We start from the raw sequence: 14,486 nt of genomic DNA, 5'->3' as shown, positions 1-14,486 counted from the left end.
GCCGCACGACGAGGCAGGAGCGCACAGTGGACGTCCAGGTCAACCTCAACGACGCGTACTACCGGCAGGGCAGCGCCGCCGAGCGCTGGGACCGTGCGCAGCTGTTCTTCGAGGCGAAGGAGTACGACAAGGCGGCGCGCGTTCTCGGCCCGCTGGTCGAGGAGGCCCCGGAGCTCGCCTCCCCGCGGCTGCTGCTGGCCCGCTCGTACTACCACTCCGCCCAGCTCACCAAGGCGGAGAAGGAACTGCGGACGGTCCTGGAGAACTGGCCCGTCGAGCACTACGCGCAGCTGATGCTGGGCCGCACCCTGGAGCGCCAGGGGCGGCACGCCGAGGCGGCCCCGTATCTGCGGACGGCGGCCGCGCTGTCCGGTGACTTCGCGTCGCTGGAGAGCACTCCGCGGGAGAGCACGCGGCCCACGAGCGCACCGGAGAGCTGACGCCGGAACTCGCTCACCCCGCAGGGCAGGCGGACGTGAAGCGCTGACAGGCCGGCAGGTGCCCGTCAGCGCTTCACGGCGCGCAGGACCACGAACTTCGGGTCGCTCGCGATCACTTCGCAGTTGCCGAAGAGCCTGCGCAGCCGCACGTGGTAGCCGAGGTGACGGTTGCCGACGACGAGGAGTTCCCCGCCCTGGCGCAGCGCGTCGCGCGCGCCCGCGAACATCCGGCGGGCCGTGGCGTCGGTGGTCGCCTGATGCGAGTGGAAGGGCGGATTGTTCAGTACGAGGTCCACCGACTCGTCGGGGACCGAGGACGTTCCGTCGCCGACCGCGAAGTGCGCCTTGCCCTGGTCCTCGGGGACGTTCGCCCGGTACGTCGCCTCCGCCGAGGCCACCGCCTGGTACGACTCGTCGGCGAAGAGCACCTCGGCGCCCGGGTGGGCGAGCGCGGCGGCCGTGCCGACGATTCCGTTGCCGCAGCCCAGGTCGAGGATCCGGGGCGGCTCCTCGCCCTTGGGCAGGCGCCCGGGCAGGTGCTGGAGGAAGAACCGGGTCCCGATGTCGAGGCGCTCCGCGCAGAAGATGCCGGCGTGGTTGACGGCGGTCAGGCCCGCGGCCGCCCCGGCGTCACCGTCCAGGGTGTACGTCAGCGGCCACGGGTCGCCGTTGCGGTCGGGCGAGGCGGTGGGCGTGGAAAAGATCAGCCGGGCCTTCTTCTCCGCGAGGGAGGTGCGGGTGGGGCCGATGATCCGCTCGAACAGGCGCAGCGTGGAGGTGTGGATCTCCTTGACCATGCCGGTGCCGACGACGACGGTGCCCTGATGCAGGGCGGGGGCCAGCCGGTGCAGCTGGTCCTCCAGCAGCGCCAGGCTCTTGGGCACCCGGACGAGCAGGACGTCGATCCGCTCGGGCGGGGGCTCCTGCGTGGACAGCAGAGTCAGGGCGCCCGGGTCGGTGCCGTTGCGTGCGAGGTTGGCGCGGGTCGCTTCGCGGCCGAGGTAGGAGTCGGTGATCTGTACGGGGTGGTGCGCGGCCAGCGCGGTGACGAGGGCGCCCCACCGGTCACCGAGGACGACGACGCTGCCGGAGAGATCCGTCGCGGGACGGTCGTCGTCGCCGGAGAGGTGTCGCAGCAGGTATTCGTCGGCGGCGTCCCACGCGCGCAGCGTGTCGCGGGGGTCCTCGGGGTAGCGGGCGAGCTCGGACACGCCCCATGACGTCGTCAAACGGTTCATTGTGGGTTCAGGCTAACCCGGCGCGCCAAGCCCGGCGGCCGCTGCCCCGGTGCGGCGCCGCGGCGGGCCCGTGCTACCGGGTGGCCCCGCGTCCCACAGAGCCGGGCGCGTCTCTGGATACCCCCACCGAGCCAGGAGCAGAAACCATGGATCAGGCAAGGGCCCGTCAGTGGCTGGCGACAGCCGTCGAAGAGGCAAGGGCTTCCCTCGCCGAGGGCGGCATCCCGATCGGCGCGGCACTGTACGGCGCGGACGGCGCACTCCTGGGGCGCGGCCACAATCTGCGGGTGCAGGACGGCGATCCGTCGATGCACGCGGAGACCTCGGCGTTCCGCGATGCGGGGCGGCAGCGCTCCTACCGGGGTACCACCATGGTGACGACACTGTCCCCGTGCTGGTACTGCAGTGGTCTGGTGCGGCAGTTCGGCATCTCGCGGGTGGTCGTCGGCGAGTCGGAGACCTTCCGGGGCGGGCAGGACTGGCTGGCCGAACACGGTGTGGAGATCGTGCAGCTGGACGACCCCGGGTGCGTGGGGATGATGCGGGACTTCATCGCGGCCCGCCCCGAGCTGTGGAACGAGGACATCGGCGCATAGCCGCCCGCCGAGGGGCCGACGGAAGGCCACTCTCCGTCAGGGGCGGGGCCGGAGCCGGAGCGGGGGTCTCCCGTTCCGGCTCCGGCCCGGCTCCTCGCTCAGGCGACCGGGTGGGCCTGCTCGGTACGGTCCTGCTCGGTACGGTCCTGCTCGGTACGGCCCTGCTCGGTGCCGGGGCGCTCGAACTGGGTCCGGTACAGCTGCTCGTAGCGCCCGTTCGCGGCCAGCAGTTCCGTGTGGGTCCCCCGTTCGACGATCCGCCCGTCCTCCACGACCAGGATCAGATCGGCCGCCCGTACGGTCGACAGCCGGTGGGCGATGACGACGGCGGTACGCCCCTCCAGCGCTTCCGCCAGTGCTTCCTGGACGGCGGCCTCGGAGGTGGAGTCGAGGTGGGCGGTCGCCTCGTCGAGGATGACCACGCGCTGCTGGGCAAGGAGCAGCCGGGCGATGGTGAGCCGCTGGCGTTCGCCGCCGGAGAGCCGGTAGCCGCGCTCCCCCACGACGGTGTCGAGACCGTCGGGCAGCGAGGAGATGAGCGCGTCGAGGCGGGCTCGGCGCAGCGCGTCCCAGATGTCCTCCTCGCTCGCGCCGGGGCGGGCCAGGAGCAGGTTGGAGCGTACGGACTCGTGGAAGAGGTGGCCGTCCTGGGTGACCATGCCGAGGGTCTTGCGGAGGGAGTCGGCGCTCAGGTCGCGCACGTCGACACCGCCGATCCGCACCGCGCCCTCGTCGGCGTCGTACAGGCGCGGCAGCAGCTGCGCGATGGTGGACTTTCCGGCGCCGGACGAGCCGACGAGGGCGACCATGCGGCCGGGTTCGGCGCGGAAGGAGACGTCGTGCAGGACGTCGGTGCCGCCGCGGTTGTCGAGGGTGGCGACGTCCTCCAGGGAGGCGAGGGACACCTTGTCGGCGGCCGGGTAGCCGAAGGTGACGCCGTCGAACTCGACGGAGACCGGCCCCTCGGGGACCTCGCGGGCGTCCGGCTTCTCGGCGATCAGCGGCTTGAGGTCGAGGATCTCGAAGACCCGCTCGAAGCTGACCAGCGCGCTCATCACCTCGACACGGGCGCCGGCCAGCGCGGTCAGCGGGGCGTAGAGGCGCGTCAGCAGGAGGGCGAGCGCGACGACCGCGCCGGGTTCGAGGCTGCCACGCAGGGCGTAGTACCCGCCGAGCCCGTAGACCAGTGCGAGGGCCAGGGCGGAGACGAGGGTGAGCGCGGTGATGAAGGTGGACTGCACCATGGCGGTGCGGACCCCGATGTCGCGCACCCGGCCCGCCCGGGCGGCGAAGGCCGCGGACTCCTCGGCGGGCCGTCCGAAGAGCTTGATGAGGGTGGCGCCGGGGGCGGAGAACCGTTCGGTCATCTGGGTGCCCATGGAGGCGTTGTGCCCGGCGGCCTCCCGCTGGAGCCTGGCCATCCGCGAGCCCATCCGGCGCGCGGGCACCACGAACACCGGGAGCAGCACCAGGGCGAGCAGGGTGATCTGCCAGGAGATGCTCAGCATCACGGCGAGCGTCAGGAGCAGCGTGACGAGGTTGGAGACCACGCCGGAGAGGGTGTTGCTGAACGCGCGCTGGGCGCCGATGACGTCGTTGTTGAGGCGGCTGACCAGGGCGCCGGTGCGGGTGCGGGTGAAGAAGGCGACCGGCATGCGCTGGACGTGGTCGAAGACGGTGGTGCGCAGGTCGAGGATCAGCCCCTCGCCGAGGGTTGCCGACAGGAAGCGGGTGGCGAGTGCGAGGCCCGCCTCGACCACGGCGATCAGGGCGATGAGCAGGGCGAGCCGGGTGATGGTGCCCGTCTCGTTGCCCTTGACGATGGCGTCGACGACCCGGCCCGCGAGGACGGGGGTGGCGACCGCGAGCAGGGCGGTGACGACACTCAGTACGAGGAACTGGAACAGTTTGGTGCGGTGCGGTGCGGCGAAGGCGGCGATGCGGCGCAGGGTGGCCCGGGAGAACGGCCGCCGGTCCTCCTGCGCCGTCATGACGCTGTGCATCGACGTCCAGGCGGTGACTTCCATGTCCACGGGGTGCCTCCGGGTGCTTGTCCGACGCTCACATTCCCGTCGGCCGAAGCAGTCCGGGGAGCACTGAGCACGCTAGGACCTCAACCGGACTTGGGGTCAACCCATTCCCGCAGCACCCACCCAACGGGGTCCGCCGCACGGCCGGATTGACGTCCCGCCCCGGGGGTTCAGCCGGTGGACAGGCCGCCCGCCGAGGTGACCAGCGCGTCCAGCACCGGGCGGATCAGCGGATGCCCCTCGGACCCCCGCCGGACCGCCGCGAACACCCTGCGGGTCGCCGCGTGGCCGCTGACCGGGCGTACGACGGCGTCCTTGAGCTCCATGCCGCGCAACGCGGACCGCGGAACCAGCGCCACGCCCGCCCCCGCCCCCGCCAGGGCGACCACGGCGCGGAAGTCGTCGGAGGAGTGCTGCAGGCGCGGTTCGAATCCCGCGAGCTCACAGGCGCGCAGCACCATGTCGTGGCAGGGGTTGCCGGGGTAGGGGCCGATCCAGTCGCTGTCGGCGAGTCCCGGGAGGGCCACGTGCGGGCCCTCGCACAAGGGGTGGCCGGCGGGGAGCACGGCGTCGAAGGGCTCGGCGTACAGCGGTACGCGGGCGAGCCGCAGGTCGTCCTCGCGGGGTGCGCCGCGGTACTCGACGGCGACCGCCACGTCCGCCTTGCCGCCGAACACCAGCGGCAGGCTCTCGTCGCCCTCCGCGTCCCACACCCGCAGCCGGATCCCGGGGTGCTCGCCCGCGAGGCGGCCCACGGCGGGGGCGACGACCTCGGCGATGCCGGTGGCGAAGGAGGCGACCGCCACCTCGCCCGCCACCCCGCCCGCGTAGTCGGCGAGCTCGGCCTCGGCGCGCTCCAGCTGGGCGAGGACCTCGTGGGTGTGGGCGAGCAGGATCTCGCCCGCGGCGGTCAGCTCGACCCCCTTGCCGGTGCGGATCAGCAGGGCGTGCCCCGTCTCCTGCTCCAGCGCGTTGAGCTGCTGGGACACGGCGGACGGGGTGAGGTAGAGCACGGCGGCCGCGGCGGTCACCGTACGGTGGTCCGCCACGGCCCTCAGAATGCGGAGCCGTCTGGGGTCGATCACCCAGCCAGTGTCGCCCGTGCGTCGACGAACGCCGCAATCGCCCTCTCGACGTCGGCGGTGGAGTGCGCGGCGGACAGCTGTACGCGGATGCGGGCCTTGCCCATGGGGACGACCGGGTACGAGAAGCCGATCACGTACACGCCGCGCTCCAGGAGCAGCTCGGCCATCCGTCCGGCCTCGGCGGCGTCGCCGATCATGACGGGGGCGATGGCGTGGTCGCCGGGCAGGATGTCGAAGCCCGCCTCGGTCATCTTCCTGCGGAACAGCGCGGTGTTGGCGGCGAGCTTGTCGCGCAGGTCGCCCGCGGACTCCAGCAGGTCCAGGACCTTGAGGGAGGCGGCGGCGATGACCGGGGCGAGGGAGTTGGAGAAGAGGTACGGGCGCGAGCGCTGGCGCAGCAGGGCGACGATCTCGGCGCGGGCGGCGACGTAGCCGCCGGAGGCGCCGCCGAGAGCCTTGCCCAGGGTGCCGGTGATGATGTCGACGCGGTCCATCACACCGTGCAGCTCGGGGGTGCCGCGGCCGCCCGCTCCGACGAAGCCGACCGCGTGCGAGTCGTCGACCATGACCATGGCGTCGTAGCGGTCGGCGAGGTCGCAGATCTCCTGGAGCGGGGCGACGTAACCGTCCATGGAGAAGACGCCGTCGGTGACGATGAGGCGGCGGCGCGACCCCGCGGTCTCCTTGAGCCTGGCCTCCAGCTCGGCCATGTCGCGGTTGGCGTAGCGGTGCCGGGCGGCCTTGGAGAGGCGGATGCCGTCGATGATGCTGGCGTGGTTGAGGGCGTCGGAGATGACGGCGTCCTCGGGGCCGAGCAGGGTTTCGAAGACGCCTCCGTTGGCGTCGAAGCAGGAGGAGTAGAGGATCGTGTCCTCCTGGCCGAGGAACGCCGAGAGCCGTGCCTCCAGCTCCTTGTGGACGTCCTGGGTGCCGCAGATGAAGCGGACCGAGGCCATGCCGTAGCCCCAGCGGTCCAGGGCTTCCTTGGCGGCGGCGACGACCTCGGGGTGGTCGGCGAGGCCGAGGTAGTTGTTGGCGCAGAAGTTGAGAACCTCGGCGGTCTGCCCGTCGGCGGTGACGCCGACGGTGGCGGACTGCGGGCTGGTGATCACGCGCTCGGGCTTGAAGAGGCCGGCCTCGCGGATCTCGTCGAGGGTGGCGCGCAGGTCGTCACGGACGGACGCGTACATGGGAGGGGCTCCTTGGAGGAAGGGCGGCGGAGGGGCGGACGGGCCCGGCCCGGCCGGGTGCCCCGGTCGAGCCGGACGGTCAGGTCGAGCCGTAAGATCCGGTACAGCCGGACAGTCCGGCAGAGCCGGACGGCCAGGTCGAGCCGGACGGTCCGGTCACACGGTCCAGTCGAGGATGATCTTGCCGCTGCGGGCGGTGGCTGCCTCGTCGAACGCGGCCTCGAAGTCCTGGTAGCCGTAACTGCCGGTGATGACGGGACGCAGGTCGAGTCCGGCCTCGATCAGGACGGTCATCGCGTACCAGGTCTCGTACATCTCGCGGCCGTAGATCCCCTTGATGGTGATCATCGACGTGACGATCTTCGACCAGTCGACCGCGAACTCCTCCGCGGGCAGGCCCAGCATGGCGATGCGGCCGCCGTGCGTCATGTTGTCGACCATGTCGCGCATGGCCTCGGGGCGGCCGGACATCTCCAGGCCGATGTCGAAGCCCTCCTTGAGACCCAGCTTGGCCTGGGCCTCGGCGATGGAGCTCGTGGCGACGTTGACGGCGAGGGTGGCGCCGACCTCGCGGGCCAGCTGCAGGCGGGGCTCGCTGACGTCGGTGATCACCACGCTGCGGGCGCCGGCGTGCTTGGCGACGGCGGCGGCCATGATGCCGATCGGGCCTGCGCCGGTGATCAGGACGTCCTCGCCGACCAGCGGGAAGGACAGCGCGGTGTGCACGGCGTTGCCGAACGGGTCGAAGATCGCGGCGACGTCGAGGTCGACCTCGGTGCGGTGCACCCACACGTTGGAGGCCGGCAGGGCCACGTACTCGGCGAACGCACCGTCCACACCGACACCGAGGCCGACGGTGGAGCGGCAGAGGTGACGGCGCCCGGCCAGGCAGTTGCGGCACTTGCCGCACACCAGGTGGCCCTCGCCGCTGACGATGTCACCGACCTTGATGTCCTGGACGTCCGCGCCGGTGTGCGCGACCTCGCCGACGAACTCGTGGCCGAGGACCCGGGGCGTGCTGACGGCCTGCTGGGCCCAGCCGTCCCAGTTGCGGATGTGCAGGTCGGTGCCGCAGATGCCGGTACGCAGCACCTTGATGAGCACGTCCCCGGGCCCTGTCTGCGGCTCGGGCACGTCCATGAGCCACAGCCCGGGCTCGGCCTTGTGCTTGACGAGTGCTCTCATGGCTGTGGCTCCAGGCGGTGCGGTGCGGCGGCAGCACTGCCGGGGCAGTGCTGATTCGGGGCAGTGCTCGTGATGATCGCTTGCGGGCACCAATCTGCCCATCCGGACGGGCCGCGTCCATCGAGGTTTTCTTAACCGGCCCCCAAGCCGAGCTTCATTCGCACACCAGCCCACCCGGATCACATACCTCCCCGGTGCCTGCGTCCCGGCCTCCCCGGGGCCGGAACGCCGCTTCGGCCCCGGGGAGGAGGGTGACTACTTCTTGAGTCGCTCGTACACCTCGACGGCGGTGATCAGATGGCCGACGGCGTTGGGATGCGCGGATCCGGACGTCTGGGGCAGCAGCGGGTTGATCCACCGCTCGGAGGAGGGCCGGCACATGTCGTGGCCCCGGAACACCGGCGAGGTGGCGACGAACTCGGCCTTCTGGGTAAGGGCCGCCAGCTCCAGCATGAAGTTCAGCCGGTTCGTGGTCTGGTGGAGCCAGACGACGTCACCCTTGGCCAGGGGCACGGAGGAACCGCACGTGCTCCCGTCGGCGGGGAACGGGTTGGGGTACCCGACCACCACGACGCGCGCGTGGGGGCTGCGCCGCTTGATGTCGGTGAGCATGTCGGGCAGGCGCGTGCTCAGCCTCGCGAAGCCCGCGTCCACGTCTTTCGCCGCGCTGTCCCTGCAGGGAGAGCCCTCCCGCGTGGTGAGGCCGGCCAGGACGCACCTGGTGAGCACGGAGGAGAAGCCGAGGTCGTTGCCGCCGAGCGTGACGGTCACCAGGTCGGTGTCCCTGGTGAGGGCGTTGACCTGGGGTGCGGCCGATCCCTCGTGGTTCCACAAGGAGCGTGTGGTGGCGCCGCCGCACGTGACGTCCTTGACGACGGACGGCTTGTACGTCTCGGCGATCCACGCCGGGTAGCTGCCCTGGGCACGCATGCACGCCGCGTCCGTTTGCGGGGACAGGCCTGTTCCGGCGGCGTAGGAGTCACCGAGGGCCACGTAGTGGTTGACCGGACGCGGCCCGGAGCCACCGGCCGCGGCGGCCGGAGCGGCCCCGGAGGTCAGCAACGAGGCGGTGAGGACGGCAGCCGTCACCATCCCTCTGCGGAGTGTCGAGTACGGGCGAAAACGGGCCATGAAATCCCCTTGAGATGAAAGTGGCCGAACGAATAGCCGGCCTGCCCTCGGGCACGCGACGCGTGCGGGCGTGTCCTTCGCCTCTACGACGGCGGCGCCCCCTGGGTTCACCTCTGGCCTCGCCCTTTACCGCCGCGGCCGGTCGTCGTCGGCACCGGGTGGAGAGCGGCACTGACGACGACCGGGGACCTGTCACGGGACTGCGGAACCTGTCGCGCTGCTGCCCCCTTGGCAGGCCCGTTCCCTTTCGGACTCGACGTGAAGGGTTCGGCTTCGGCCGACGAGGCTAGTGCGGGGTCACCAGCGGCTTGGTCTCGTCGACGACATAGGTGGACAGCATCCTGGTGGTCACCTTCCCGACGTTGCGGGCGTTGTGGACGGTGTCCGAGGGGATGAAGAAGGGGTCGCCGGTGCGGAGCCGCAGGGTGCTCCCGTCGTCGAACTCCATGAGCACGTCGCCCCGGACGATGTATCCGACCTCCACCCCGGGGTGGCTGTGGCGGCCGGACTGCCTGTGCCGGGGGATCTCGACGAGCGTCTGCACGGTCTTCCAGCCCTTGGCGGGCGAGGGGTTCTCCTGCAGCAGAGTGCGCGTCACACCGGCCGTCGGGTCGGGAACGGACGGGCGATGCCCGTGGGACGGCGTGGAAGCCTCGGCGGCCGAGGCGAAAGCGGCGGCGCCGAGCGCGCCGGCTGCCGCCGCGCCAGAGGTCCTCAGGAGAGAGCGACGATCCAACATGTTGAGCTCCTTGCTCGATGCTCGATGAAGAGAATGCGGAGCAAAGAGAACAACTGTGCGCGTTTTCCTGCCCCTCCCCTGAACGCTGGGAAGGGTGAGCCGGTTCACCCGGGGGCCGGGATCCGCACCGGGGTGAGATCCGCACCGGGGCGGGAGAGGCCCCGGCCGGTTCCCGGCCGGGCAACGGGTGGGCGCGCGCCGGGCCGTACCGCGCGAACGCCCGCCCACCGCCCGTGCTCAGCCGCGGTAGGTCTCCAGCAGGCGCAGCCACACCTCGCTGATCGTCGGGTACGAGGGGACGGCGTGCCAGAGCCGGGACACGGGCACCTGGCCGACCACGGCGACCGTCGCGGAGTGCACCAGTTCGCTGACGGCGGGGCCCACGAAGGTGACGCCGAGGAGCGTCTCGGTGTCGAGGTCGACGACCATGCGGGCATGCCCCTGGTAGCCGTCGGCGTACAGGCCCGCTCCGGCGACCGAGGCCATGTCGTAGTCGACGGCACGCACCCTGCGGCCGGTGGCCTCGGCCTCCGCGAGGGTGAGGCCGACCGAGCCGGCCTCGGGGTCCGAGAAGACGACCTGGGGCACGCAGGCGTGGTCCGCGGTGGCGGCGTGCCGGCCCCAGGGGGCGTCGTCCACGGGCTTGCCGAGCGCGCGGGCGCCGATCGCGTCGCCCGCGATCCGGGCCTGGTACTTGCCCTGGTGGGTGAGCAGCGCGCGGTGGTTGGCGTCGCCGACGGCGTACAGCCACTCCGAGTCCGCGACCCGGCAGCTGTCGTCGACGTCCAGCCAGGAACCCGGCTTGAGGCCGACCGTCTCCAGGCCGATGTCGTCGGTCCTTGGGGCGCGGCCGACGGCGAAGAGGATCTCCTCGGCCTCGATCTTCTCCCCGCCCTCCAGGGTGACGGTCAGGGTCGCGCCGTGCCGATCCACGGCCGCCACGGACGCGCCCGTGCGTACCGTCGCTCCGGCTTCCTGGAGGGCCCGGGCGATGTGCTCGCCCGCGAACGGCTCCATTTTCGGCAGCAGCCCCTCGCCCCGGACCAGCACGGTGACCTGCGAGCCCAGGGCCTGCCAGGCGGTGGCCATCTCCACGCCGACCACTCCCCCGCCCACGACCACCAGCCGGTCCGGCACCCGCTCGGCGCTGGTCGCCTCCCTGCTGGTCCAGGGCTTCGCGTCGGCGACACCCGGCAGGTCGGGAACGAGGGCCCTGGTGCCGGTGCACACGGCGACGGCGTGGCGGGCGGTGAGGGTCGTGACGGAGCCGTCTGCGGCCTCCACCGTGACCTTGCGGGGGCCGTCCAGGCGCCCGTGGCCGCGGTGGATCGCCACGTCGATCGACTCGAGCCAGCCGGCCTGCCCGTCGTCCTGCCAGTTCGAGGTGTAGTAGTCGCGGTGGGCCAGCACCGCGGGGACGTCGAGCGGTCCCTGGACGGACTGCTTCAGTCCGGGGACGCGGCGGGCGTCGGCCCGCGCGGTCACCGGCCGCAGCAGGGCCTTGCTGGGCATGCACGCCCAGTACGAGCACTCGCCGCCGATCAGCTCCTGCTCGACGATCGCCACGCTCAGCCCGGCCGCCCTGGCACGGTCCGCGACGTTCTCACCGACCGGGCCCGCGCCCAGCACCACCACGTCGTAGGCAAGGCTTCCGGACGTGTTCCCGTTTCCTGTGTCAGCTGTCATGAAGCACAGTCTGTCGGGTGGTGTGCGACGCGACCACAGGGGAAGGCGCCCTCTCGGAATAGGGCGCTGCCGTACACCGTTGTGCGGTGACGGCGACGTCCGGAATGACGGAAGAGGAGCACACCATGGCCACTGTCGAGCTGACCAAAGAGAACTTCGACAGCGTAGTGACCGACAACGACTTCGTCCTGATCGACTTCTGGGCGTCGTGGTGCGGCCCGTGCCGTCAGTTCGCTCCGGTCTACGAGGGGGCTTCCGACCGTCACGAGGACCTGGTCTTCGCCAAGGTCGACACCGAGGCCCAGCAGGAGCTGGCAGCCGCCTTCGAGATCCAGTCGATCCCGACGCTGATGATCGTCCGGGAGAACGTCGCGGTCTTCGCCCAGCCGGGTGCGCTGCCCGAGGCGGCCCTGGAGGACGTCATCGGCCAGGCCCGCAACCTGGACATGGACGAGGTGCGCAAGTCGATCGAGAAGGCGCAGACGGAGGGGGCCGGCGAGCAGCCGGACGCCGGCTGAACCGCTCACTTTTCCGTACGCCCGGTGGGCGCCGCACCGACGGGGCGGCGCCCACCGGCATGTCCGCCGCTCCCCCACCGGGCGGCGGACATGCCCCGTGCTCTGCGGCTGTCAGCGCTCCAGGACCAGTGCGAGCCCCTGGCCGACGCCGATGCACAGGGCGGCCAGCCCGGTGCCCGATCCCGCGGCCGCCAGCTGGTGGGCGACCGAGCCCGCCAGCCGCGCTCCGGAGGCGCCGAGCGGGTGGCCCAGTGCGAGCGCGCCGCCGCGCGGGTTGACCACGGCCGGGTCCAGGTCCGGCCACTCGGCGAGACAGCCCAGCGACTGGGCGGCGAACGCCTCGTTCAGCTCGAAGGTGGTGAGAGCGGCGAAGGTGCGGCCCGCCTTGGACAGGGCCCTGTCGACGGCTGTTACCGGCCCGAGCCCGAAGAGCTGCGGTTCGATGCCGGTGACGGCGGAGGACCGGATCCGGGCGAGCGGTTCGCGGCCGGTCGCCCGCAGCCCCTCCTCGTCGACGAGGAGCAGGGCGGCGGCTCCGTCGTTGAGGGGCGAGGAGTTGCCGGCGGTGACCGTGCCGTCCGGGCGGAAGACGGGCTTCAGCCTGGCCAGGGTTTCCGGTGTCGAGGACTCCCGGATGCACTCGTCGCGCAGCAGCGCCACCCCCTCGTACGGCACGACCTCGCCGTCGTAGAGCCCCTGCGCCCAGGCGGCGGCCGCCTTGTGGTGACTGGCGAGGGCGAAGGCGTCCTGCTCCTCGCGGCCGATCTTGTGCTTGTCCGCGACGAGCTCGGCGCCCTCGCCGAGCGAAACGGTCCACTCGGCGGGCATCGCCGGGTTGGTCATCCGCCAGCCGAGCGTCGTCGAGTGGAGCTGCTGGTGGCCGGCGGGGAAGGCCCGCTCGGGCTTCTGGAGTACGTACGGCGCCCGGGACATCGATTCGACGCCGCCCGCGATGGCCACCGACGCGTCGCCCAGCGCGATGGCGCGGGCCGCCTGCACGACCGCTTCGAGTCCGGACCCGCAGAGCCGGTTGACGGTCACCCCGGGGACGGTCACCGGCAGTCCGGCGAGCAGCACCGCCATGCGGGCCACGTCCCGGTTGTCCTCGCCCGCGCCGTTGGCGTCACCGAAGTAGACGTCGTCGATACGGGCCGGGTCGAGGTCGGGGCTGCGGTCGGCCAGGGCCCGCACCACATGGGCGGCGAGGTCGTCGGGGCGTACCCCCGACAGCGCCCCGCCGAACTTGCCGATCGGTGTGCGGACGGCGTCGACGACGTAGACGTCACGGATGGTGGGCATCGGAACTCTCCTCCGGATGGCGGGCGTTCGGGCCTGGGCCCCACCGGCGTCCGTACCCGTACGGGATGCCGCCCCCGTACCCGTACCGCCCGCGATCGCCCTTGATCACTCGCGCCCGAGTCTCTGCCGGGTCCCGTCGGCTGTCAACGGCGGACGCGACGCCGCGGCGCCGTCGGGAGGAGCCACCGGCAGGAGCCACCGCCCGCCGGGGCCCGGGCGGTCCCGGGCGGTCCCGGGCGGTCCCGGGCGGTCCCGGGCGGTCCCGGCCCGGGACAGTCCCGGGGCGGATCGTCCCGGGCCGGGCGGTCAGCTCGACTCGCGGGCCACCGCGTGCGCGCCCATCAGGTCGTGGCTCTCCAGCTCCGCCCCCGACGGGTGCTGCACCAGCCGGTCCACCAGGTCCGCGAGGTGCTGTCCCGGCGTGAGCTCCATGTGCACCGTGCTCAGGCTGGGGCGCAGCAGCTTGCCCATCAGGAGGTCGTCGGCGCCCATGACCGCGCAGTCGCCGGGCACGTTGATGCCCGCGTCCTGGAGGGCGCGCATCAGGAGCTGGGCGTACTCGTCGTTGTAGGCGAAGACGGCGTCCAGGCCCAGGTCCCGCCAGCGTGCGGCGAGGGCGGTGGCCGACTCCTCGTCGTAGCGCATGCTCAGCGGCTCGATGCTCGCCTCCGTGCCGGCGACCGCCTTGCGCAGGCCGGCCAGGCGCGGTCTGGCGAAGAGGTCCAGGCCCGGTTCCTCGGGGACGACGGCGCCGATCCTGCGGTAGCCGCGCTCCAGCAGGTGCCCGGCCGCGGCGATGCCGACCTCGCGCTGGTCCATCACCAGGGAGTGTGCGCCCTCGACCCGCTGCGGCCCCATGGTGATGACGGCCTTGGCCCCGGAGCGCTTGAGGAGCTCCACCCCGCGGGCGTCCAGGGTGATCTCACCGAGCGACACCACGGCGACCGGGCGCAGTTCGGCCCAGGCGCGGGCCGCCTCGTCTCCGGTGAAACCGAGGCTGCCGTACTGGACGACCGTGTAGTCCAGGTTGCGCAGCGCCCAGTGGAGTTCGTTGAAGAACTGGCCGTAGAGGGGGCCGACCGGGATGTGGGCGGTCGGCAGCAGCACCATGCGGGTGTGGCCCGCCCGCAGACTGCGGGCGGCGGCGTGCGGCACGTAACCGAGTTCCTCGGCCGCCTCGCGGACCCGGCGGCGGGTGGGCTCGCTGATCCGTACGGCCGAGGTGTTGTTGAGCACGTACGACACGGTGGCGCGCGAAACTCCGGCCAGTCGTGCGACATCGGTACTGGTGGGGACGGTCTGGTCGGCTGACTTCTTCGGTGTCTGGCTCATCGCGTTCGGCATCTTTC

General features: G+C 72.1%; 13 protein-coding genes. 3 read left to right on the top strand and 10 right to left on the bottom strand.

All coding sequences use genetic code 11. The annotated features are described in order from the left end of the window. The first annotated feature begins 26 nt into the window (after positions 1–26). The gene (locus ACFWVV_RS21210; RefSeq protein ID WP_384353578.1) at positions 27–440 is read left to right on the top strand and encodes a tetratricopeptide repeat protein; all 414 of its coding nucleotides are present in this window, start codon (positions 27–29) and stop codon (positions 438–440) included. A gap of 65 nt (positions 441–505) precedes the next feature. Here the strand turns inward: ACFWVV_RS21210 and ACFWVV_RS21205 are convergent, their stop codons facing one another. Continuing rightward, positions 506–1,678, bottom strand: coding sequence for a methyltransferase (locus tag ACFWVV_RS21205; RefSeq protein WP_384353580.1), 1,173 nt, complete (start codon positions 1,676–1,678; stop codon positions 506–508). A 146-nt stretch (positions 1,679–1,824) separates the two neighbouring features. On the opposite strand from ACFWVV_RS21205, the gene ACFWVV_RS21200 reads away from it, so the two are divergent. Continuing rightward, positions 1,825–2,274, top strand: a complete 450-nt coding sequence (locus ACFWVV_RS21200; protein WP_384353583.1) for a nucleoside deaminase — start codon at positions 1,825–1,827, stop codon at positions 2,272–2,274. A gap of 98 nt (positions 2,275–2,372) precedes the next feature. Here ACFWVV_RS21200 and ACFWVV_RS21195 read toward each other — a convergent pair whose 3' ends face one another. From ACFWVV_RS21195 to ACFWVV_RS21165, 7 genes are all read right to left on the bottom strand, one after another. After that, positions 2,373–4,307, bottom strand: coding sequence for an ABC transporter ATP-binding protein (locus tag ACFWVV_RS21195; protein WP_384353586.1), 1,935 nt, complete (start codon positions 4,305–4,307; stop codon positions 2,373–2,375). Between the two features lie 167 nt (positions 4,308–4,474). After that, positions 4,475–5,389, bottom strand: coding sequence for a LysR family transcriptional regulator (locus ACFWVV_RS21190; protein WP_384353589.1), 915 nt, complete (start codon positions 5,387–5,389; stop codon positions 4,475–4,477). Then, positions 5,386–6,579 carry a glycine C-acetyltransferase gene (locus tag ACFWVV_RS21185; RefSeq protein ID WP_384353592.1) on the bottom strand — a complete coding sequence of 398 codons (1,194 nt, stop codon included), beginning with the start codon at positions 6,577–6,579 and terminating at the stop codon, positions 5,386–5,388. Before ACFWVV_RS21185 ends, ACFWVV_RS21190 begins: the two co-directional genes overlap by 4 nt. Positions 6,580–6,735: 156 nt before the next feature. Beyond that, positions 6,736–7,764, bottom strand: a complete 1,029-nt coding sequence (gene tdh / locus ACFWVV_RS21180) for an L-threonine 3-dehydrogenase (RefSeq protein WP_384353595.1) — start codon at positions 7,762–7,764, stop codon at positions 6,736–6,738. A 255-nt stretch (positions 7,765–8,019) separates the two neighbouring features. Continuing rightward, complete coding sequence (locus tag ACFWVV_RS21175; RefSeq protein WP_384353598.1) at positions 8,020–8,895, bottom strand: SGNH/GDSL hydrolase family protein; 876 nt, start codon at positions 8,893–8,895, stop codon at positions 8,020–8,022. Between the two features lie 286 nt (positions 8,896–9,181). Further along, on the bottom strand, positions 9,182–9,634 hold the full coding sequence (locus ACFWVV_RS21170; RefSeq protein WP_384353601.1) for a cupin domain-containing protein: 453 nt from the start codon (positions 9,632–9,634) through the stop codon (positions 9,182–9,184). 237 nt (positions 9,635–9,871) lie between these two features. Beyond that, positions 9,872–11,320 (bottom strand): dihydrolipoyl dehydrogenase family protein, encoded by a 1,449-nt coding sequence (locus ACFWVV_RS21165; protein ID WP_384353604.1) that lies wholly within the window; start codon positions 11,318–11,320, stop codon positions 9,872–9,874. Between the two features lie 125 nt (positions 11,321–11,445). Here ACFWVV_RS21165 and trxA point away from each other — a divergent pair, with 125 nt between their 5' ends. Further along, positions 11,446–11,838, top strand: coding sequence for a thioredoxin (gene trxA, locus ACFWVV_RS21160; protein WP_384353607.1), 393 nt, complete (start codon positions 11,446–11,448; stop codon positions 11,836–11,838). 111 nt (positions 11,839–11,949) lie between these two features. On the opposite strand, the gene ACFWVV_RS21155 is transcribed toward trxA, so the two are convergent. Both ACFWVV_RS21155 and ACFWVV_RS21150 read right to left on the bottom strand, forming a co-directional pair. Then, positions 11,950–13,137 carry a thiolase family protein gene (locus ACFWVV_RS21155; protein ID WP_384353610.1) on the bottom strand — a complete coding sequence of 396 codons (1,188 nt, stop codon included), beginning with the start codon at positions 13,135–13,137 and terminating at the stop codon, positions 11,950–11,952. 306 nt (positions 13,138–13,443) lie between these two features. Further along, positions 13,444–14,469, bottom strand: coding sequence for a LacI family DNA-binding transcriptional regulator (locus ACFWVV_RS21150; RefSeq protein WP_384353613.1), 1,026 nt, complete (start codon positions 14,467–14,469; stop codon positions 13,444–13,446). Positions 14,470–14,486 lie beyond the last annotated feature (17 nt).

The sequence above is a fragment of the Streptomyces sp. NPDC058663 genome, assembly GCF_042716745.1.
In the GTDB taxonomy this organism is placed as follows: Bacteria; Actinomycetota; Actinomycetes; order Streptomycetales; family Streptomycetaceae; genus Streptomyces.
The sequence above is the reverse complement of the archived record's forward strand: the minus strand, read 5'-3'. Positions and strand labels throughout refer to the sequence as shown.